Genomic DNA, 21,675 nt, shown 5'->3' with positions numbered 1-21,675 from the left:
ATTTTATAAGTTTAAAAATTAATTACTATTATGAAAATTGCCGTATTGGGTGGAGGAAACATGGGTTATACTTATGCTAAGGCATTTGTAAGAAGCAACATTGTAGAAAAAGAAAACCTTTTAATTATTGAAAGGTTCAGTGAGAGAAGAGCTGAATTGGAGAAGGACGGTTTGGCAACCATAACAGATAAAATTGAACCAGGTCTAGGTGATTATAATATCTTAATCCTGGCCACTAAGCCTCAAGATTTCAAAAAAGTTGCCGAGGAGCTTAAGCCTATTCTTAAAAAAGAGCAGTTGGTTATTTCGGTTATGGCCGGTGTAACAATCGCGACAATGTCTAAGCATCTCGGACATGATAAAATTGCACGTGCAATGCCAAATACTCCTGCCCAGCTTGGTTTTGGTATTACTGCATTTGCCATCAACAAAGATTCTTCTTATGAAAATATCAGTGAGGTAGATACTTTACTGGAAACTACCGGAAAGTCTATTTTCATGAAAGATGAAGCTATGTTGGACGCAGTTACTGGTATCAGTGGCAGTGGCCCTGCTTACTTCTTCTACATTGCTAAACACATGATTGAGGCAGGTAAAGAAATGGGCTTAGATCCAGCTATTGCCGCAATGTTGGTGAAACAGACGATGTTGGGGTCGTTCCAAATATTGAACAATAACAAATCATCTATTGATGACCTTATAGCTTCAGTTGCTTCTAGAGGCGGAACTACACAAGCCGCTCTTGACAAATTAATCGAACGCAAGGTTGGCGAAGGTATCAATGAGGCTGTAAAAGCTGCTGAGAAGAGAGCTAAGGAGCTTTCTGCTGAATAATATTGCACGCATACCAAGATAATCTATCTGGTCTGCAATAAACCTTTTGGCAAGGTAAGCCGTTTTTTTATAAAAGTGTATAACAGAAAGTGGGGTAGGGTATGAGTAGAATGTTTAAACTTTTTACGGCTGCAATATTTGCTTTATTATTTATGAATAAAGCGGATGCACAATTTCTTGAAGATATAGAGCATCTGAGGCATCCAGGGGGAAACCGTGCATTTGACATAGATCAGGAAATTAATGCTTATGTACAGGGGCCGGTTGACTTAAACTATTTAAGTTATCCAGACAATGAGCAACCTGAAAATCTCGTTCCTAAATATTCTCAGGACAATCCTAAGTTAATTTATGACGATCCTGAAGATATGGAAATAGAGCCAGATCCAGAGCAGTGTCCGGCTACTGTCAGGTGTCCTAAGGTAGAGCCAGATCCAAATTTCGAATACGAAATGGAGCTTGAAGATCCACTGGATGAACAATTTGAGGAAGATATTTAAAGAATGCCACACTTAGGTGTGGCTTTTTTTATGCAGTGTGGGTAACAATAATCTTTTGAGCAAGTTTTCTTAATAAAGAAGAAAGTTTAGGGAAGGAAAGGAGAAGTTGGATATGAGAGTAGTAGCATCGTTAGTGTTTGCTTTTTTTGCATGTTTTACCATAAATGCACAAGATAATAAGGCCAAAATAGATTCTTCAAAATTGGCACGGGAGAAAGCGGAAAAACAGGCAATGTTTTTAAAGCAGGAGCTTAATCTTTCAGACAATCAAGTTCAGGAAATAATATCAATCAATTATACGCACGGAAAAGAGCTTAAGAATGCTTGTCAAGGGCTTTCAGGAACAGAAGTTGCCGAAGTGTATGACCAGATACAGCATTCTAGAGAGGAAGCTATGAAAAAGGTGCTAACCAAAGACCAGTATCAGGTTTATCAAAAGATCAGGTATAGGTCAGAGTGGGCCAATCTTGACTTTTATAAAAAATCTGAATTAGAAGGTAACGAGTTTTCAGCCGATACGCTTGACAATTTGCATTACGCCGATGCTTGTGTGAAAGATAGCACAAAGAATAAAAAACCAAACCTGAAAGCAAGGAAAGACAGCGACAAAAATGCTGGTGAAGAGAAAGACGAGGTGAAGCGCGAAGATGAGGAAGGAATATCGTTAAGAACCAGAAAAAACTCGTTTTCTTACCCCTTGCCTGAAGAAGGGTTTGACAATGAAGATTATGCCAAAGCTATGAAAGATAGCACTGAAGTTTATTAAAAACAATAGGCTTACTCTTTAATTACGAGTATTTTATGGGTGAATGCTAAGAAGTATAAACAATTTTACAAATGACCTTGTTGTTTTAATAAAGATATAAAAAACATTAAGGTTAGGTAAGGTTGATTAAGTTAGGTTTAGTTTATAAGTGGTTAATTTGATGTTTGTTCTATAAGGGGGATGCAAAAGCATCCCTCTTTTATTTTTATGATTGTCCATTTAAGTCTCTAGGAAGTAATAAGTTTTTTGTATGATAAAATTCTTTTTACGTCCTGCTTAAAATGGAGGTAGGCGCCGTTGTTAGAAAATTAGGCGGCCATTGATGAAATTGCGTTAAGAACTTTATAACCATGGAGCGGCCAAAAAATTTGCTGTTTGAGCCCGACGCAAGGAGGGTGAGTTTCATCCCGATAGCTATCGGGATAGCGTAATGGTTATAAAGTTTAGCAAATTTCAGGGCCTTGACTTTTTTGCTTACTTTTTTTGTCTAAGAAAAAAAGTAAGGCCCTGCCGGCGAGGCAAAAAGTAACTGAGCGAGCATATGTAAGCTAATAAAAACATAAGATATCTATGGATAGCCCTATTATTTTTTACTTTCCTCTTGTACATGTTTGACAAGTTTCGTGCAGAGGCTTTTAATTTCATCTGACATTACTTCATCACCAGTAGAATTTTTGATGGTATCTGCCATCCCGCCCAAAGTCTCAATGCAGAACTGCTTCATTTCATCTACTGTCATATCTTTTGCCCATAAATCTATGCGCATGGTGTTTTTTTGCTTAGGATCCCATAGAGATACAGAAAGTGCTTTGGTTTCCGTTAGTTTACCTGAAGGGCTATCGGTCGCGTCCCAATAAATCTTTTCGGGTATATTTTTCTCGTCTAGATCTATTTCAAATTTTATCTCTGATTTTTTCATGTGGCTTAGTAATTGATTTGAAAATATAAAATTAAAAATTATTTTACTTTCGATAAGTATTAATTGAAAATATGAGAAATTTTCTTCTGTTTTTGGCTTTATTAATAAGCCTAGGCACCATTTTGGCCATTATTTTTTATGAAGAGGGTGGTGCTAATGATATAATTGAGGCAAATATTGTTCAAAATGAAGAGGTTTATGAACCTCTGCAACCTAGAGATGTTTATACGGTTGCCTTTTATAACTTAGAGAATTTGTTTGATATTTATGACGATCCCCACACCAACGATAACCAATTTCTTCCCGATGGCAGCAAAAAGTGGACTGAAGAGAAGTATCAGAAGAAACTGGACGACTTGAGCAAAGTAATTTACCAATTAGGAGATGACGATGGGCCTGAAATAATGGGGATATGTGAGGTGGAAAACCTCCAAGTGATGGAAGATCTCATTGGAACAGAGTTGCTCAGCGAGTACAACTATGATATTGTTCATTATGACTCGCCGGATGTAAGAGGTATAGATGTGGGGCTGATTTATAAAAAGGATGCCTTTAAGCCCTTTTACTCAAATGCCTATGCTGTTAAGGATTTTGTGAAAACACGCATGCGCACAAGAGATATTTTGGTGGTAGGGGGAGTAGTGGGCATGGATAGCATATTTGTATTTGTAAACCACTGGCCATCTAGGATTGGGGGGAAAGAAGCGACTGAAGTAAAAAGGGTCACTGTTGCTGAAATTGTCAAAAGCCTTAAAGATTCCCTTTACCAGCAATTTCCAAATGCTGATTATCTAATCATGGGCGATTTTAATGATGAGCCGGCAGATACCAGTATTTTACATGTGCTAGGGGCTTCTAAAGATCAAGAAGGCAGATTGTTTAATCCTTATTATGCCTTGGCCAAAGAGGGGAGAGGGACTAGCACCTACAGAAGAAATTGGTTTATGCTTGACCAGATTATTTTATCGACCTCCATGTTAGATGTAGAGAAAAGTGGTTTGAACTTTCAACCTGGAAATGGACATGCCGATATTTATAATCCTGAATGGCTATACCATAAAAAAGACCCTTCAAAAGGACCTTTTAGAACCTATGCTGGCAATAAGTATCAAGGTGGTTTTAGCGACCATTTCCCTGTTTATATCAATTTTAGCTTAAACTAGGGACTGCTGAAAAAGCCACAAGTGTGTGTGGCCGAAAAACCTTGCACCTACATCTCCTAATTTTTATACAATTATAAACAGATCAATATTTTGGACGTTTTTCAGCGCCCTAAACTAAGGAAGACTGTTTCTGAAGTCTCTCCAACTTTGAGGGCTTTTCAGATCCGTATCACAAGAAAGGGAAACGGCTTTTTCTGTAATGTTTTTGACCCGGTTTTCTCCTGAAGGGTGGGTACTTAGGAAAGCCCACCCTTTACCTCCTTGGCCTTCGTCAATTAGTTTCTGGAAAAAGCCCGCTGCCCCATCAGATTCATACCTGGCAGGTTCTTGACAAAGGTATTTTACAGAATATGCATCGGCATCATTTTCATTGGCCCTGCTAAAGCCTAAGTTCATCAAACCCTGGGTTATATTTCTTACAGCAGAAGGGTCTTTGCCAAAAACAACATCAAACAGTAAATTCCACCCATACACTTCGCTTAAGCGGTTGGTGGAATGTCTTCGGTCAGAATGGGCGATTTCATGGCCGAGAATACCTGCAAAATGGTCTTCATGTTCTAAGTATTTGATCAGGCCTGTGTAAATGTAAATATACCCTCCGGGTGCGGCAAAAGCATTTAGCGTGTTGTCGTCATGGATGATGCGCATATGCCATTCAAAACGATCTTTATACCGCACTTTCCCTGAGTTCAATATATAGTCTCTAATGCTAAAGAGGTAGTCGTAGGCAAACGGGTAGTCTTCTGGTTTTAAAACAATCATTCCAGAAGAATCTGGGTTTTCTATAAAGTCCCTTACTTGTTTGCCAAAATTTATATCATCTTCAATGGTAAAGATGTTGGGCTTCTTCTTGCAGGTAACCATGACCGTTGAAGAAAGCAGCAGGAGCAGCAAATAAAACCTTTTCATTTTGGTGAATTTTCTGCCAAATAAACGGAAAAAAATTAATTGGTATGCGAGAACTTATTAAAATATTTCAGGGTATTTTCTTTGTCTTGGTCAATGGCTTTAACTAGCTCTTCAAGAGAATCAAACTTAAGTTCAGGTCGTAAGTATTCATAAAAGTAGACTTCTATGGCTTCTCCATAAATGTCTTCATTAAAATCAAAAATGTTGACCTCTACCGTACGTTTAGTGCCACCTACAGTAGGTCTGATGCCAATGCTCATCATTCCATCATGAACATTGTTTTTTACTTTAACTTTTACAGCATAAATACCATTTCCAGGTATCAGTTTTTCTGGGTAGTTGGTTACTACATTGGCAGTCGGATAGCCGATGGTACGACCCAGTTTATTTCCATGAACCACTTTCCCGGAAATCGAATAGTTTCTTCCTAGGTAAGGCACTACGTTGGCTACATCGCCTTTAAGGATAGACTCCCTAATAAAAGTAGAACTAATGGTGTTGTTATTGATATCTTCCCTCGGAATCTCTTCCACCTCAAATCCAAAAGCGGATTCGTTTGCCTTTAGATACTCAAATCCTCCTTCCCTGTTTTTGCCAAACCGGTGGTCGTAGCCTATTACAAGTTTTTTCGTTCCAATTTTATCGGCAAGTATTCCTCTGACAAAGTCATAAGATGAAATGGCGGCAAACTCTTTGCTGAAAGGGATCATGATCAGGTGGTCAATGCCTGCGTCCTCTATAAGCTGTATCTTTTCTTCAGGAGTAGTTAAGATTTGTATATCATCATCTGGCTTCAATACCATTCTCGGTACCGGCCAGTAAGTTATGACCACACTTTCTCCATGTTCTTGTTGGGCAATAGTATTTAGCCGGCGCAAGATTTTTTGATGGCCTTTGTGGACACCATCAAAAGTTCCTCCGGTAACTACTGCAAAAGGCAGTTTTTGAAATTCATCTGTGCCTTTATATAATTTCATTTTTGACAATCTTTATGAAGTCTTCTGGTTTATAGGCACTGGCTACATTAAACCCACCGATTCGTGTTCTTCTTAAGTCCAACATACATCCTCCAGTACCTAACGCTTTGGCAAAATCCCTAACCAAGCTCCTTACATATGTTCCTTTTGAACATACAAGCCTAAAAGTAATTTCGGGCAGGCTAATATCTGTAATTTCCAGCTCTCGGATAAATATAGAACGAGGTCTGACAGCGACATCTTCTCCACGACGTGCTTTTTCATACGACCTGACACCGTTAACCTTAACTGCTGAAAATACAGGTGGTATTTGCCATTGAGTACCTAGAAAGTTTACAAGGTTTGCCTTGATCATACTTTCGGTTATTGCAGAAATGTCATATTCACAGTCAAATGGTGTTTCAAGGTCAAATGAAGGCGTGGATTTCCCTAAGAGCATCCTGCAAACATACTCTTTTTCCTGTGCTTGAAAACTTTCAATTCTTTTTGTGAATTTTCCTGTGCAAAGCACCAATAAGCCCGTTGCCAAAGGGTCTAAAGTGCCTGCATGTCCTATTTTTTTTACTTTTAATTGGTTGCGGAGTTTTTTTACTACATCGAAAGATGTCCACTTATAAGGTTTGTCTATCAATAAAACCTGCCCGCTTTCAAAATCTGTATTTATATTCATTTTCTATACAACACGCTTTTGTCCACCGTAGATTAACTCCTTTGGAGGAGTGTTTTTCTTATCATAAAAAAGGACAAATGTGTGCGAGTCAAGTCCTATTGTTTATTCTTAGGTTGGTACATTATTGCAAATAGCTCCACTATAAAGCCAAAAAGTACAATAATTGGGCCTATGGTCAAGCCTGCTGCGCCAAAACCAAACTCTTCGCCGTCAGATGCCATAACTATAAAACCTAAAGCAAGGAAACCTATCCCTACTAGCATGATAACGTAGTTGATCTTTTTAAACGCCAGGTTTTTTTTATCGTCCATATTATTCATTTTAATATAATTCGTCTAAAGACATATTTAAATACTTATTTATTGACCGCAGCGTACTGAAGAATCCGATAAGCATTCCGATGACCAGTAACTTGCCGTAGACAGCTAATATCAAATAATTGTCCCGGAGAATCTGCATATCAGGTATTTCTTTGTACGCAATGTACAGCAAAGTCGACAACATTAAAACGGCTACCATGCCGCTGATCAGACCATGTAAAAGTGCATGTTTTAAGAATGGCCATCTTATAAAGCCCATTCTTGCTCCTACCAGCTGCATACTTCTGATCAAGAAGCGCTGTGAGTACAAGGCCAGTTTAATGGTGTTATTGATCAATAAAACTGATGAAAGCACCAGGATAAAAGAAAAACACAAAAGTATAGCACTGATGTTCCTTACATTCTTGTTTATCTGCGTGATCAAATTCTCTTTGTACTCCACCTCAAAAACTCCATCCATTTCTAGTATCTCAGATTCAATGGATTTAAGGCTTTCTGCCTCAGTATAGTCGGGGTGTATTCTTATTGAAAAAGAAGGGTGGAGTGGATTGTTGCCCAAGATTTTTGAGAAATCCTCACCTGTTTCCGCAATGAACTTTTCTGCGGCCTCTTCTTGGGAAATGTAATGGATGAGCGGCGTGTTTTCTTTTTTCTGGATGTAAGGCTGCTCAGATAATAGTTTTTGAAGCGTAATTAGCCGTGTTTCAGCCAAATTGTTTTGGAGGTAGACATGTATTTCAAACTTCTCTTTGACTATGGTGGAAAGTTTGTCGGCATGAATGAGCAGCAATGAAAAAAGTCCCATGACAAAGAGTGCCATGGAAATGCTGAAGATAACTGTAGGGTAGGGGTAACTACCGAGCTTCTTCTTTTTTCTTTTCTTTATGTTTGGGTTTCCAGCCGTCATTACTTCTATGCGATCAAATTTAATAATAAATTATACAACGAAGTAATAACGACCGGATAATCTCTTTATTTATCTTTCATTCTCTTTTAGCTGTTCCAGTTGGTCTTTCTCTTTCAACTGCTTCAGCTGCTGGATAAGCTCCTTATCTTTTATTTTTTCTAGCGGAATGATATCCTGAGTTTCTTTAATTTCATAAATGTCCTCGTCGAAAAACAGGTACATGTGTTTTTTGCTGTATGGTTTAAATTCTCTTAGATAATACTCCTTGAAGGAGCCATATAAGAACAGCTTATTGTTATAATACTTATAGTGGAACTTGAATTTTTCGCTGTCAGACACCTTTACATCAGTTCCTTCCACTTTCAAGTCAGTACCTTGCGAAGGGTTGGCTGACGGAAGTTCCAAACTATTGTCAGGTGAATATGAAGGTTCTGTGATATTGCCCATTTCAGGTTCAAAGTTCAGATTTTCAAGTGCTGTCGACTTTTCTGCAGACACTTCCGGTGCTTTTTCCTTGGCTGGCGTTTCAGTCTTTTTAGGCTCTAGAGGTTTAGGTGTTGCTATTTCCTCAGTCTCCTCTGGAGCGGCCATCGCAATTTCAACTTCCTCTTCTATAGGCTCAGCCTTTTCTTTAAACTGTTCCTGTTGTTCAGAATAAGTAATTTCAGGCTCTATCAGTTCTGAAGGCGGAACAGCTTCTACAGCCGTTTCTTGGCGGTCATTGTTGGTGGTAAACAGGAAGATCGTTGCTCCTGTAACTGCTGTCAAAATTATGGAGGCAGCTATTTTGACACCGTTCAATGAACTGCTTGAAGAAACCGAAGGTACCTCTATTTGATTTAAGCGGTCTTTTAATTGGGCTTTTCTGGCATTTTTTATTGAACCAACAATATCGCGCTGCACTTCCACTTCGTTTTTCAGAAGCGGATCTTTCTTCATAGCCTCCTCAAAAGCGGCTTTCTCTCTGGCAGATATCTGTCCGGTGAGAAAATTATCTATAAGTTCGCTATTTATATCTCTGTTCATATTAATCTAAAAAATCACTAGCCGTAAACAATGATTTTACTTTTTTGTCAAGCTCTTTTTTACACTTATATTTTTTTGTTTTTGCAGTATCGGCATTGGCAAAACCCATTTTATCAGCGATATCTGTCATCGATAGTTTGTCAAAGTAGTAGTACATAAGGATCTTTTGACAGGTATCGCCCAAACTATTTATACACCTATTTATTATATCAATCCTTTCTTGCTGCTCAATGTTCATGAATTCTGGAACGTCCGCTTCTTCATTAGAGTGGCGGCTTTTTCTTTCTAATTCTTTTCTCCAGAGGTTCAGACAGATACTATAAAGGAAGGTGCTTATTTTTGAGGTTAGGATAAAGTTTTTGTCTGTCACCTTTTGCCAAAGCACTATTAACGCTTCTTGATAAATATCTTTGGCTTCTTCCTCATTACCACTGTTTTTGAGGATCAGTTTTACCATCATACGGTAGTGCTTCTTGTAGAGGTAGTCCAAGGCTCCCTCGTCACCTTTCCGTATTCGTTCAATGACTTCCTGATCTTTCATACTATATATACTTTAATGGGCGAAATGGTAACCTTAATCATTTTTTTTCTTTATAAAAATTTGAGAAGACTTTTTTTAATTTACTTATTATAAATTGATTATGATTGATTTAAGGTTGTTAAAATAACTTAAAAAAAAATAAAAAATTATACTTTTCTTAAACAAAATAATCAATGATAGGTTTTGTAAGCACTTAGCAAATCATTTTTTTATGGCGGACAAAATTAAAAACTATCCTTTCCCTTCTTACATTTTTGAAGGGGATGCTAAAATAAAAGCTTGTGAAATTTCTGATTTTTTAAAAAGCAAAGGGGTTGGATCTGATACCAATGAAAATATCTCTGTGGAGGTAGTGATGAATTTAAAAGATCATCATGCGTTAAGGAACAACAGCCCAAGCGTCAACCGCCATTTAATCCCTACAGCTAATGGTTGGGGACTGCTAGACCCTGGAACTTTAAGGTTTCTTCCATTGTCAGGCACAAGAAAAGAAATTATCCGGTTTGCGAAAAGCATTGCAAAACTTGAAAAGTACAAGCTGTTTATTCACGCAGCCAATGGGCTGGTCTCTGATTGTGTATGTTTCAGGGTTAATATGCCTTACGCATCCATGCGTGAATCATTGACCAGAAGGGCGGGCTGGGTTTAATTTAACCCAAACTTAAATCTACTTTTGAAAACAACAGGTGTTATGATAGACCCGAAGTATGCACTTGGCACTTAGTATGTCTGTATTTTTTTCTTTCAGCCATTAAGTCCTGATGCATAGTTCGGAGAAAAAAAATCCTGCAGTTATTTATACACCTGCAGGATTTTCCATTTTACTACTCCATTTTTCACTAGTACCTATATATAGCACACATTTTTGGAGAAACATCAGTCACTGGCATTTTTTCTTTAGGAACTATATAAACATCCCCACTATTTTTGACAGTCTCGCAGCCACTCTCGTTAATGAAATCTATCGTGTTTTCCCTTATGGAACTGTGGATTTTTATTCTTTCCTCTTCATAGTCACCCCAGATATGCGCTCCCTCTTCAATAAATAAGGTTTCTATCCGGCCTGCTTTGGCAGAGAGGTAAATGTCTTCCAGTTCGTAAGAGGTTTTACCTGTGCCTGCAAATGCGCTATATTTTTCAAGTGATTTTTTAAAAGGTTTGTTAAACCTCGAACCCATAATTTCACAAGCTTTTTGGTGAAGCTCATGCTCATGCGTGTGGTCAAAGTTTCCTTTGATAGCTTCTGGAATAAGCTGATCGTACGTATTGGCCCGCTCGTATAACGGGATAAAATAATCAACACCGGCTACTACCAGTGGCAGCTTGTGCTCATTGAGTGTTTTAGATATTTCATTATTGACATACCTGAAATACTCAAATATGTAATCGTTTTCGGAAACAGTGTCCCCTCCGTGAGAATGGAAAATTACATTTCCAGGAGATCCATTAGGAGAAGCTGCACTTGTTCCTATAATGGTATTGCCGCTGGTGCCTTTTTGCCATTTTCTGCCAAATTCATAATATTTCAGCGTAGAGTCCATTGTTTCAGGCACTTTTGCTTCATGCGTAATCTCCTGAATATTATGCATGTCGGCTTTAAAAAACCTTGTGTTTTCCTTACTTAAAGACAGAAGGAAAAATTCCCCGTTTCCAGTTAGAAGAGGAAACATCTGGTTCAAAATAAACTCTCTAGAAATATAAGAAGTAGTTTGGAAGTCTATTGGCACTTTATAGCTTTTGATATAGCCCGGGTAAAGGAATATTGCTAATCCTTTATCCTGATGTTGCCAAAAGAATACATCTTCTAATAAACGAAATGCAGGACCCAGTAGCTCCTCAATTTGGTTTTCATGCCAATTCCGGTCTCTAAAAGTACTTCTCAATTTAAGAAGTTCATTTTTTAAAGAAAGGATATCGGTTCTATTGTTCGCTTCTTCTCCGTCCCTGTGCGTATTGATGTATATTGATACACATGATTCATTTCTTACTTCCGCCAGTTTCTCAAGCTCCTCTCTGTTGAATACATCCATACCTTCAAATTTTTTTATTAATCTCCTAAAATATTAACATGGGCATGGGCTATAAAGTTTTTCAGGGGGCTTTACAAAACAAAAGCCGGAAAAAATCCGGCTTTTGGTGAATTAAAAGGAAGGATTGGAGAACTATGCTTTAGATGCTTCCAATGCTTGCTCAACCTCTGTTATAATATCGTCAATATGTTCCAGGCCGGCAGAAACCCTGATAAGTCCTGGCAATATACCTACCGAAGCTCTATCTTCATCAGTTAGCTTTGAATGCGTGGTAGATGCCGGGTGGGTAATAATGGTTCTGCTATCGCCAAGGTTTGCAGTATGGGAAGCCATTTGCAGTGCGTTTAGAAACTTTCGGCCTCTTTCTATACCACCTTTTACGATAAAAGTTACCACGCCTCCGCCTGCTTTCATTTGTTTTTTGGCTAGTTCGAATTGTGGGTGGCTAGGCAAGAAAGGATATTTTACCTGTTCGATTTCTGGATGGTTTTCCAGATGCTGGGCCAACTTTAAGGCGTTTTCACAATGCCTGTCCATTCTTAAAGCTAATGTTTCAAGGCTTTTAGAAAATATCCAAGCATTGAAAGGGGATAAGGCAGGTCCCGTGTGGCGACAGAAAAACCTGACTTCCTTGATCAGTTCTTTACTGCCTAAAATAATACCTCCAATAGCTCTTCCCTGACCATCAATAAATTTAGTGGCCGAATGGGTTACAATATGTGCCCCCCATTTAATAGGTTGCTGGAGATAAGGCGTAGGAAAGCAGTTGTCTACGTTCAACAAAATATTGTGTTTATTTGCCAATTTCCCCAACCATTCCAGATCTATAAGGTCGAGTGCGGGGTTGGAAGGTGTTTCAACCATGATCATCTTAGTATTTGGTTGAATAAGGCCCTCCCAAGTTTCCGGCTTTCTTATGTCCGCATAACTATAAGAAATTCCCCACTTAGGAAATATTTGGCTGACCACTTGAATGGTTGAGCCGAAGACAGATTTAGAAATCAGAACATGGTCGCCTGCGTTCAAAAAAGGAGCCATGCTGCTAAATACAGCCGACATGCCTGAAGCGGTAGCAAAGCCATCTTCAGCCCCTTCTAGCAGCGCCATTTTTTCTATAAACTCAGAGCTGTTAGGGTTAGAGAACCTGGTGTAAATATTCCCAGGTACTTCATCGGCAAACATGGCCCTGGCTTGTTCGGCATCTTCAAAAACAAAGCTCGATGTCATGTACAGCGGGACAGAATGCTCTCTGTTGTATGACCGTTCTGCTTGTGTTCGGACGGCTTGCGTTTCAAAGTTTTTATTTTCTTCCATATATATTCAGAAGGTAAAGGTTATTCAAAGTGTGTGGTATAGGTTATTTTGGCAGTTTTTTCCAAAGTCTTGGCAACCGAACAGTACTTGTCCATAGATAAGGCAGCGGCCCTTTCGGCCTTTTGTTTGTCTACGGTGGCAGGGAGGATAAACTCCACATGTATATTGGTGAAAAGTGATGGTACAGCTTCTGGATCCCTGTCTGCGTTAATCCTGATTCGCATACCCTGTACTTCAATTTTCTGCTTTTTTAGAATATTGATGACATCAATGGCGCTGCAACCGCCCAAGCCCATGATTAAAAGCTCCATGGGTCTTGCTCCCTTGTTTTGGCCGCCTATGGCCGGAGATGCATCTATATGTACTATTTGCTCGGATTCATTTAAAGCTTCAAAATGAAAGCCGTCTTTTTGGGAAAGTTCTATTAACATGACTACTTATTGAGTAAAACTTTATTGGTCTTAACTGCCGTAATTTAATTTAAAATCAGGAACAAAGATAATATAACAGAATTTTATTTGGTATTATTAAGTAGAAATAATTTTAGCAAAATTTTATTTTAGAAAATTTGATCAAAGTAGAATTTTCTGTATTTTTGGAGTAGTCTATGAAATAATGTTTAACGTTATTAAGTTGTTTTGATATGTCAACATGGAAGTGTTGCTGTTGCATTTTACGTTATTCCCTCTTTCCTAAGAGCGGAAATGTTTTATTCTAGGCTTAAACCTGCCACTATATAATATTTCTTATTTATTTTCTTAAGTATAAAATACAGCGATCAATATAATGAGTACAGATTTAAAGAACACAGGATTGGAACTTTCCGAAAAGATTTCTTCGGCAGCCAAAGAGGATATTCTTGAACTGAATGGTAAGATATCGGCTTTTCGCAATTTGCAAATCGATGAAGAAAAGTTTAGGGCTTTTCGTCTTGCCAGAGGGGTGTACGGACAGCGCCAGCAAGGCGTTCAGATGGTTAGAATCAAGCTGCCTTTTGGAAAAGTAAGTCCTGATCAGTTGATTCGTATTGCTGATATTTCTGATAAATACGCTTCTGGAAACCTGCACTTGACTACCCGTCAAGATATCCAAATTCATTATGTAAAGCTTGACGATGCTCCTAAGGTTTGGGCTGCTCTTGAAGAAGTAGGGGTTACGCTTAGGGAAGCTTGTGGTAACACGGTCAGGAACATTACTGCTTCTCCGGTTGCAGGCATTGACCCTAATGAACCTTTTGATGTTTCTCCTTATGCCTATGAGCAGTTTAGGTATTTCTTGCGCAACCCGATTTGCCAGGAAATGGGAAGGAAATTTAAAATGTCTTTTTCCTCAGGAGAAGGTGACGATGCTTTTGGCTTTATGCATGACTTAGGTTTTATTCCTAAAGTTAAAATTGAGGATGGCAAAGAAGTTAGAGGGTTTAAAGTGTTTGTAGGTGGCGGTCTTGGTGCGCAGGCTTTTCATGCCCACCTAGCCAGCGAATTCCTTCCAGAAGACCAAGTGATCCCTTTTACAGAGGCGGTGATTAGGGTTTTTGACCGTTTTGGCGAAAGGGCTAAAAGAAATAAGGCCCGTCTTAAGTTTTTGCTTAATAAAACTGGTATTGAGGAATTCCTTAAACTTGTTGAGCAAGAGCGTTTGGCTATTAAGAGTAAATCTTATGTTACCGATAGAGATGTGCTTGGAGAACCTGTATTGCCAGAAGGTTCTTTTGCGGAAGAAGCTCCTGTTGACGCTGACAAGTTCGAAACTTTCTTAAAAACCAATGTTTTTGAACAAAAGCAAAAAGGTTTTTATGGCGTATATGTAAAAGTGCATTTGGGCGACATGTCTACAGATACTGCTCGTAAGTTTGCGGCTGTTATTAAAAAATATGCTGCCGACGATGTGCGTATTACGGTAAATCAAGACTATTTGCTACGTTTTGTTAAAAAAGAGGCCTTGGCTTCTTTGTTTAACGAGTTAAATGCGCTTGGCTTGGCAGAGCCTGGTTATGATAGCATAATGGATATCACCGCTTGCCCTGGTACTGATACTTGTAACCTTGGTATTTCTAGTAGTACAGGTGTTTCTACCGAACTGGAAAGGATCCTTAAGGAGGAGTACCCACAACTTGTTTACAACAAGGATATAAAAATAAAAATTAGTGGTTGTATGAATGCTTGTGGACAGCACACCATTGGAAATATAGGTTTCCATGGTATGTCTATCAAGAATGGCCCTTATGTACTGCCTGCTATGCAGCTATTGTTGGGAGGTGGCCTTGAGCCTGATGGTTCAGGATCTATTGCTGACAAGGTAATCAAAGTTCCATCTAAAAGATGTCCTGAAGCGTTAAGGTATATCCTTAATGATTATCAGGAAAACTCAAAAGAAGGTGAGCGTTTCAATGACTACTACCGTAGGCAAAAAGAGGCTGACAAAATGTATTTTTACAGATTACTTAAGCCTTTGGCCGATCTTAGCAGTATAACAGACTTAGATTACATTGACTGGGGGCATACTGAAAAATATGTTAAAGAAGTAGGTGTGGGAGAGTGTGCTGGCGCTATGGTAGACCTTGTGGGAACGCTTATCAACGAAACCAAAGAAAAACTGCAGATAGCTGAAAGGTTTCTTGAAAGAGAGACTTACGCAGACGCTATTTATCAGTCATATACTACATTTGTGAGTGGAGCTAAAGCACTTTTGACTTCAGAGGGTGTGAGCTGCAATACGCAAATGGGTATAATAAATGATTTTAATGAACAGTTTGTTGAAAAAGGAAACTTTTTTGTGTTTGAAGGTGATTTTGCAAAGCAAGTGCTTAAGATGAAAGAACACGAACCTTCCAAAGCTTTTGCAGAGCAGTACTTGAAGGAGGCTCAGGATTTTGTTAAGCAAGTAATCGCTGTTAGAGAAAAACAACTGGTAAAATAATTTTAATGAGAAAACCCAAACTGACGCTAGTAGGGGCAGGTCCGGGAGATCCGGACCTGATTACTGTAAAAGGATTAAAAACACTTGCCGAGGCCGATGTAGTGCTTTACGATGCCTTGGCACACCCAGATCTTCTCAATTATGCTCCTGCCCGTGCCATCAAAATATTTGTCGGGAAGCTCAAAGGAGTATGTCAGTTCCCTCAGGAAGATATCAATCAGCTTATTGTTGACAATGCCAAAAAGCATGGCCATGTAGTAAGGCTAAAAGGGGGTGATCCGTTTATTTTTGGCCGTGGTCATGAGGAAATCTTGTTTGCTCAAAGCCATGGAGTGGAAACAGAAATAGTTCCAGGCATTTCCAGTAGCATTGCCGTCCCTGAACTTCAGCAAATACCTCTTACCAGAAGGGGGATCAACGAGAGTTTTTGGGTTGTTACCGGTACTACCAGAAACCATCAACTGTCCGAAGACATTAAGGATGCCGCCCGCTCTAAAGCTACTGTTGTGATTCTGATGGGTATGACCAAACTTCGGGAGATCATGGGGATATTTGCCAATGAAGGCAAGTCTGAAGTGCCTGTGGCTATCATCCAACATGGTACACTCCCCAAAGAAAAGTACTTGATAGGCAAAGTCGGTTCTATAGTAGAAGTAGCAGAAAACGCTGGTATCGGTTCCCCTGCTATTATTGTTGTTGGAGAAGTTGTGAGCCTTCACCCTGATTGGATCGCTGAAACTGTAAATGAACTAAAAACGGTTCCGGTTAAATCTTCCAAAAAGGTGAGTCTTTCTGAACTTCCTGGAATTTTTGAAAATGCAAAAAAAGAGTAGGTAGTATGTCTACGGAAAACAGCAACCATAGCAATACGGGAAATAAACTGTTTCCTGTTTTCTTTAAGCTCGAAAACCTACATTTGTTGATTGTAGGAGGGGGATATGTAGGGCTTGAAAAAGTATCTGCTGTTTTGAAAAACGCCCCTGAAGCTTCTGTAACTATAGTGGCTCCTGAAATACGGGGTGAAATCAAGGAACTGGCCCATCTACATAAGGGCCTTGTTTTAATCGAGGAGCCTTATAACCCCGTTTTTTTAGAAGGAAAAGACTTGGTTATTGCTGGTACGTCTCTAAAAGAATTGAATCATCAGGTTTGGGCAGATGCCAAGGAAAGGCATATTTTGATAAATGTGGCAGACACTCCTGACCTTTGTGACTTCTATTTAAGTTCAGTGGTGAAAAAAGGTGACTTAAAAATCGCTGTTTCTACCAATGGAAAGTCTCCTACATTTGCTAAACGGATGCGTGAAATGCTGGAAGAAATACTGCCCGAGGAAATCGACGATGTGTTAGAGAACCTGCAATCCATCCGTGACAAGCTCAAAGGCGATTTTGACTTTAAGGTAAAAAAGCTGAATGAAATAACCTCGGTTATGAAGGATAAGAAGTAGTTTACTTTGCTTTTACTGCTTTTTGAGATCTTTTATGGCTGACCATATAGACACCTGTTACAATTAGGCTGGAATATAATATCTTCTCATTGGTAAATGTGTCTTGGTTAAAGCTGACAGCTATTAACGAAGCAACTACAGGTTGGAAATAAATATATGTCCCAGCTACCGACGGGTTGACATATCTAAGCACCCCCACATTAAGGTAGTATGCGCCAATAGTGGCAAACAATACAATAAACCCCAAAGATAGCAGGGCATGTGTTGGAATGACACCCCAGTTTATAGCTCCTACGTCTTTTACACCAAATGGCAGCACCATAAAAAAGCCCAGGTAAAACATCCATTTGATTATAGTGATAGCATGGTATTGTTGCAAGAGGGGTTTCGCAATAACTAAGAACACCGCCCAGCTGGCAGCATTGATCAATACAAACAAATCACCTTTAAACAGCTCGCCAGTAGCTGTTCCTGACTGCAAAAGTAGAAGTATGGCGCCTGTGGCCGCTAGCAATATCCCTAAGGCTTTAGGTAGTGTTATTCTTTCCTTAAGCATATAGGAAGAAATCAGGAGTACCAGTACAGGGGCGGTAGTCATCATCAATGCGGCATTGATAGGAGCGGTCAGGTTTAGCCCTTCAAAAAAGAGCAATTGGTTTATAGCAATGCCAAATAATGCACATGGGAAGATCTTTTTTATATCTTTGAAGGCAATGGGTTCTTTAATAAAGATGTGGTGTAATAGACCAAAAAAAATAGCAGAAGTTAGCACCCGTATAACTATGATGGCTGACGGTTGAATGTATTCGGGCATAACAAATTTTGAAAGGGTTAGGTTAAACCCGGCAATAAGTGTACTGGCAATAAGTAAGGCGTGTGCCTTGAAAAGGTCATTCATGAAGTAAAATTATACATTTTTTAATTGTAATTTCATGTAATTGTTTAACTCGCAATTGCCCACTGTTTGTTAATGGCAATGACATATTTTGTTTTGCTACGCAATAGAAAGTTCTATATTTCAGGTTAAACACGGTTACAAGATCTGGGTTTAACATAAATTAACTGATTGAAATGTTTGATAATCAAATTCCTTTGGCAGAACGTTTACGGCCTTCAACGCTAGATCAATATATTGGTCAAAAGCATTTGATTGGTGAAGGAGGTATTATTCGGAGGGTCATTGAGTCAGGGAGCATTCCTTCTATGATTTTTTGGGGTCCTCCTGGAGTGGGAAAGACTTCTTTGGCCAATATTATAGCCAATACTGTTAAAGTACCTTTTTTTGTGTTAAGTGCTGTAAGTTCCGGTGTCAAAGAAGTTAGGGAGGTAATAGGGCGTGCTAAAGGAAAAACAAAGACTATTTTATTTATAGATGAAATTCACCGGTTTAGCAAATCGCAACAAGATGCTTTGCTAGGGGCGGTCGAGAAAGGCGTGATCACCCTTATAGGTGCTACAACTGAAAATCCATCTTTCGAGGTTATTTCTGCGCTTTTGTCCCGCTGCCAAGTGTATACTTTAAAACCTCTGACAGAAGATGATTTAAAATCCCTTGTTCAATATGCCCTTACGTCAGACGTAGAACTGAAGAAGCGAACTGTTAGCATTAAAAGTTATTCTGCACTGTTCAATATATCAGGAGGGGACGCCCGTCGTCTGCTGAATTTATTGGAACTGGTTATTGAAGCCAACGTCGACCCTGTAGAAATTACGGATGAGGCCGTGATGAAGGTAGCCCAGCGGAAAGTTGCCCTTTATGATAAGCAAGGCGAAATGCACTATGACGTCATATCGGCCTTTATAAAGAGCATTAGGGGAAGCGACCCGAATGCGGCCGTTTACTGGTTGGCAAGGATGATTGAAGGGGGAGAAGATGTTAAATTCATCGCGAGGCGGCTTATTATATCAGCCTCTGAAGATATAGGTAATGCCAATCCCACTGCTTTGGTTATGGCCACCAATTGTTTCCAGGCAGTACAGGTGATCGGCTATCCTGAAGCAGAAATTATACTTTCTCAATGTACTACTTACTTAGCTGCTTCTCCTAAAAGTAATGCATCTTATGTGGCAATCAAGAAGGCTGGACAGCTAGTCAGGCAGTATGGCGACTTGGCTGTACCTATGCATCTTAGAAATGCCCCAACCAAATTGATGAAAGACGAAGGGTATGGTAAGGGGTATAAATATTCCCATGATTATGAAAATAATTTTGCACCTCAGGAGTACTTGCCGGATAAACTGAGCGGTACAAAACTTTATAACCCCGGTAATAATGCCAGGGAGAATGAACTGCGGCAAAGGTTAAAGAAGTTCTGGCAAAATAAGTACAAGTACTAATTTTTCAACCTGGATTATGCATTAGATTTCGGGTGTAGGAATAAAAAAAGGATCACATTTACTGCGACCCTTTTAATTAGGGCGCGCTGAAAAACGCCCAAAACATTGATCTGTTGATATTTGTATAAGAATTAGGAGGTATAGGTGCAAGGTTTTTTCGGTTATTTCTTATTTTTCCGTGCACATTAAAGTGAGAAGCTTTTAACCCAATACTTTTTTTGGGCTAGCCACAAGCGCACAATCTACTTTATGGCCTTACATTCGAAGTATTCCAATACGTCTTCATGTAAGGCCATGCGTATCTTGCACACTTGTGACTTTTTCAGCAGGCCCTAATTAAAATATTTACGAACCGGTTTTAAAAGCCCCGCAGCATTATTTTATTTGCAGTGTTTCTTTGTGTACTCTTCAGCTTTTGAGTTACCTAGAGAAGATGCTTTTTTCCAGTCGGCACATGCTCCTTCTTTGTCTTTTGCGTTTTTCTTGGCTATGCCTCTATATAGGAAATATTCCGCATTGTTGTTATCAAGCTCAATAGCCTTGTCATAATCGTGAATGGCATAATTGGCCCTTCCAAGCTCCATAAAGAACTGCCCTCTTGTTACAAAGACTTTTGGGTCTTTAGGGTTTCTTTCAACATACCTGTTAAAGTCGAAAATAGCACCTTGAACATCCTTCATTTTAACTCTTGTATTGGCAAGTTCATAATATGCTTCACTTAGTTCTGGGTCTAAGGTGATGGCTTTGTTATAGTCGTAAACAGCTTCTTGATACTGGTTTAGTTCTCTTCTGGCGGTTGCCCTGTTGTACAAAGATTTTTTGTCTTCAGGGTCTAACAGTATTACTCTTGTGAAATCTTCTACTGCAGCGTCAAATTTTCCAAGACTATTAAAGGTTAGCCCTCTTTGGAACCAGCCATTATTGTATTCAGGGTAAAGTGCTATCACTTTGTCATAATCTTTAATGGCTTCCGAAAGCTGTGCGTCGTCGTTTTTGACAAGCCCTCTTCCATAGTAGTGCATAAAGTTTTTCGGCTCAAGCTTAATGGCTTGGGTGTAATCATCAATAGCGCCAGTATATGCTTCCAGCTTATATTTAGAATTTCCCCTGCCACTCCAGGCTTCTACAACAGAACTATCTTTGTTGATCACTGTAGAAAAATCTTCAACCGCCAATTCATGTTCGCCTTTCCCAGCCCTTGCTTTGCCTCTTTTTAGAAAGGAATTCATATGGCTTGAGTCCATAGCAATGGTTTGGGTAAAATCCTTGTCAGCTGCATTGAACTTTTCAAGTTCCAGATTTGAAATGCCTCTATAGTAAAAATAGTCAAAATGCGAATCGTCTTTTTTAATAGCTTGATCCAAATAAGCTATAGCCATAGTGTAATTGCTTTTCTTGTACGCATTCATCGCTTTTTCGTACAGCTGTTCATGCGACAAGAACTCATCATTAGCGGAAGGGGCTACAAACCTTTTATAAGTAAAGCTGATGTAGTCATTGTTATGACCATTTTTGTGTGTAATGGTTTTGCCGTCATCTAAAACTTCATCAATTTTCATTATCACATAAACATCTTCATCTCTGATGCGGGCAATATAAAGGTCGCCTTCTTTTACATCTGTGATTTCAGCAGATGCTTTCTTCGGGTCAAAGGCAGCTTGAATCGCTTTTAGGCTTGCATCTTCAAAAGAAATGTCGGTTTTTATAAAAAGCGTACTAGTGAGGCTTTTCCACCCATTGACAAAGGCAGGAAGGTCTTTCTTGGATGTTAAATTGACCAGGTCCTTATGTTTGCTCTCGTCAAGATAGAACCTTTCTTTGTCAGCCAATAAATCCCATGCTCCAGCCCTTGGGCCTTGCATATTATAGATCTTGCCAGCTATTTCATTTGATTGTGCTTTCGAAGAGCAAACTGATAAGATTAATAAAACTATAGTTGAAAGTATTCCGTGTCTCATAGATGATGTTAGTTACTCTTCAAATATAGTTTGAAAACCGATGAAGAAAAAGGATGATAGAAGTACTTGTTTGAGATTGTTTGTTTATTCCAACTAAAAGTTGTTAAAGTGAAAAAAGTACAGTTTTAATAGCCAACG

The 21,675-nt window shown here is 39.1% G+C and carries 22 protein-coding genes; 9 read left to right on the top strand and 13 right to left on the bottom strand.

Annotation, left to right across the window (positions count from 1 at the left end):
* Window positions 1-30 precede the first annotated feature (30 nt).
* From proC to RCC89_18060, 3 genes are all read left to right on the top strand, one after another.
* Entirely contained in the window at window positions 31-834 is an 804-nt protein-coding gene (proC, locus tag RCC89_18070; GenBank protein WMJ75055.1) for a pyrroline-5-carboxylate reductase, read from the top strand.
* Between the two features lie 101 nt (window positions 835-935).
* Window positions 936-1,334: a hypothetical protein gene (locus tag RCC89_18065; GenBank protein ID WMJ75054.1), complete on the top strand. Its 399-nt coding sequence runs from the start codon at window positions 936-938 to the stop codon at window positions 1,332-1,334.
* Between the two features lie 112 nt (window positions 1,335-1,446).
* Window positions 1,447-2,100, top strand: a complete 654-nt coding sequence (locus RCC89_18060) for a hypothetical protein (protein ID WMJ75053.1) — start codon at window positions 1,447-1,449, stop codon at window positions 2,098-2,100.
* Window positions 2,101-2,683: 583 nt separating this feature from the next.
* Here RCC89_18060 and gldC read toward each other — a convergent pair.
* Window positions 2,684-3,019, bottom strand: a complete 336-nt coding sequence (gldC, locus tag RCC89_18055; GenBank protein WMJ75052.1) for a gliding motility protein GldC — start codon at window positions 3,017-3,019, stop codon at window positions 2,684-2,686.
* Between the two features lie 71 nt (window positions 3,020-3,090).
* On the opposite strand from gldC, the gene RCC89_18050 reads away from it, so the two are divergent.
* Entirely contained in the window at window positions 3,091-4,182 is a 1,092-nt protein-coding gene (locus tag RCC89_18050) for a hypothetical protein (protein WMJ75051.1), read from the top strand.
* Between the two features lie 114 nt (window positions 4,183-4,296).
* Here RCC89_18050 and RCC89_18045 read toward each other — a convergent pair whose 3' ends face one another.
* From RCC89_18045 to RCC89_18015, 7 genes are all read right to left on the bottom strand, one after another.
* Window positions 4,297-5,091, bottom strand: coding sequence for a M48 family metalloprotease (locus RCC89_18045; protein WMJ75050.1), 795 nt, complete (start codon window positions 5,089-5,091; stop codon window positions 4,297-4,299).
* Window positions 5,092-5,126: 35 nt separating this feature from the next.
* A complete protein-coding gene (locus tag RCC89_18040) occupies window positions 5,127-6,068 on the bottom strand; it encodes a bifunctional riboflavin kinase/FAD synthetase (protein ID WMJ75049.1) in 942 nt (313 codons plus the stop codon).
* The gene (gene truB, locus RCC89_18035) at window positions 6,055-6,738 is read right to left on the bottom strand and encodes a tRNA pseudouridine(55) synthase TruB (GenBank protein ID WMJ75048.1); all 684 of its coding nucleotides are present in this window, start codon (window positions 6,736-6,738) and stop codon (window positions 6,055-6,057) included. The genes RCC89_18040 and truB overlap by 14 nt, the downstream gene beginning before the upstream one ends.
* A 95-nt stretch (window positions 6,739-6,833) precedes the next feature.
* The gene (locus tag RCC89_18030) at window positions 6,834-7,049 is read right to left on the bottom strand and encodes a DUF3098 domain-containing protein (GenBank protein WMJ75047.1); all 216 of its coding nucleotides are present in this window, start codon (window positions 7,047-7,049) and stop codon (window positions 6,834-6,836) included.
* Between the two features lie 10 nt (window positions 7,050-7,059).
* Entirely contained in the window at window positions 7,060-7,965 is a 906-nt protein-coding gene (locus RCC89_18025) for a permease-like cell division protein FtsX (GenBank protein WMJ75046.1), read from the bottom strand.
* 69 nt (window positions 7,966-8,034) lie between these two features.
* Window positions 8,035-8,991 carry a hypothetical protein gene (locus RCC89_18020; protein ID WMJ75045.1) on the bottom strand — a complete coding sequence of 319 codons (957 nt, stop codon included), beginning with the start codon at window positions 8,989-8,991 and terminating at the stop codon, window positions 8,035-8,037.
* 1 nt (window position 8,992) lies between these two features.
* A complete protein-coding gene (locus RCC89_18015; protein ID WMJ75044.1) occupies window positions 8,993-9,532 on the bottom strand; it encodes a sigma-70 family RNA polymerase sigma factor in 540 nt (179 codons plus the stop codon).
* 211 nt (window positions 9,533-9,743) lie between these two features.
* On the opposite strand from RCC89_18015, the gene RCC89_18010 reads away from it, so the two are divergent.
* Entirely contained in the window at window positions 9,744-10,181 is a 438-nt protein-coding gene (locus RCC89_18010; GenBank protein WMJ75043.1) for a hypothetical protein, read from the top strand.
* A gap of 190 nt (window positions 10,182-10,371) precedes the next feature.
* Here the strand turns inward: RCC89_18010 and RCC89_18005 are convergent, their stop codons facing one another.
* The 3 genes from RCC89_18005 to RCC89_17995 all read right to left on the bottom strand — a co-directional run bounded on the left by RCC89_18005 (window position 10,372) and on the right by RCC89_17995 (window position 13,307).
* Window positions 10,372-11,562: a hypothetical protein gene (locus tag RCC89_18005; GenBank protein ID WMJ75042.1), complete on the bottom strand. Its 1,191-nt coding sequence runs from the start codon at window positions 11,560-11,562 to the stop codon at window positions 10,372-10,374.
* Window positions 11,563-11,694: 132 nt separating this feature from the next.
* On the bottom strand, window positions 11,695-12,876 hold the full coding sequence (locus tag RCC89_18000) for an aminotransferase class I/II-fold pyridoxal phosphate-dependent enzyme (GenBank protein ID WMJ75041.1): 1,182 nt from the start codon (window positions 12,874-12,876) through the stop codon (window positions 11,695-11,697).
* Window positions 12,877-12,896: 20 nt separating this feature from the next.
* Window positions 12,897-13,307 carry an OsmC family protein gene (locus RCC89_17995; protein ID WMJ75040.1) on the bottom strand — a complete coding sequence of 137 codons (411 nt, stop codon included), beginning with the start codon at window positions 13,305-13,307 and terminating at the stop codon, window positions 12,897-12,899.
* Between the two features lie 355 nt (window positions 13,308-13,662).
* Between RCC89_17995 and RCC89_17990 the strand changes: the two genes are divergently transcribed.
* The 3 genes from RCC89_17990 to RCC89_17980 are packed head-to-tail and all read left to right on the top strand — an operon-like array spanning window position 13,663 to window position 17,242.
* The gene (locus RCC89_17990; protein WMJ75039.1) at window positions 13,663-15,795 is read left to right on the top strand and encodes a nitrite reductase; all 2,133 of its coding nucleotides are present in this window, start codon (window positions 13,663-13,665) and stop codon (window positions 15,793-15,795) included.
* A gap of 5 nt (window positions 15,796-15,800) precedes the next feature.
* Window positions 15,801-16,628 carry a uroporphyrinogen-III C-methyltransferase gene (gene cobA / locus RCC89_17985; GenBank protein WMJ75038.1) on the top strand — a complete coding sequence of 276 codons (828 nt, stop codon included), beginning with the start codon at window positions 15,801-15,803 and terminating at the stop codon, window positions 16,626-16,628.
* Window positions 16,629-16,633: 5 nt separating this feature from the next.
* Window positions 16,634-17,242, top strand: coding sequence for a bifunctional precorrin-2 dehydrogenase/sirohydrochlorin ferrochelatase (locus RCC89_17980; GenBank protein WMJ75037.1), 609 nt, complete (start codon window positions 16,634-16,636; stop codon window positions 17,240-17,242).
* 1 nt (window position 17,243) lies between these two features.
* Here the strand turns inward: RCC89_17980 and RCC89_17975 are convergent, their stop codons facing one another.
* Window positions 17,244-18,140, bottom strand: a complete 897-nt coding sequence (locus RCC89_17975; GenBank protein ID WMJ75036.1) for a DMT family transporter — start codon at window positions 18,138-18,140, stop codon at window positions 17,244-17,246.
* A 173-nt stretch (window positions 18,141-18,313) separates the two neighbouring features.
* On the opposite strand from RCC89_17975, the gene RCC89_17970 reads away from it, so the two are divergent.
* Complete coding sequence (locus RCC89_17970) at window positions 18,314-19,579, top strand: replication-associated recombination protein A (protein WMJ75035.1); 1,266 nt, start codon at window positions 18,314-18,316, stop codon at window positions 19,577-19,579.
* Between the two features lie 380 nt (window positions 19,580-19,959).
* Here the strand turns inward: RCC89_17970 and RCC89_17965 are convergent, their stop codons facing one another.
* Complete coding sequence (locus tag RCC89_17965) at window positions 19,960-21,537, bottom strand: tetratricopeptide repeat protein (GenBank protein WMJ75034.1); 1,578 nt, start codon at window positions 21,535-21,537, stop codon at window positions 19,960-19,962.
* Between the last annotated feature and the right edge of the window lie 138 nt (window positions 21,538-21,675).

The sequence above is a fragment of the Cytophagaceae bacterium ABcell3 genome, assembly GCA_030913385.1.
GTDB lineage: Bacteria > Bacteroidota > Bacteroidia > Cytophagales > Cytophagaceae > ABcell3.
This window is presented reverse-complemented; position numbering and strand designations above follow the sequence as displayed.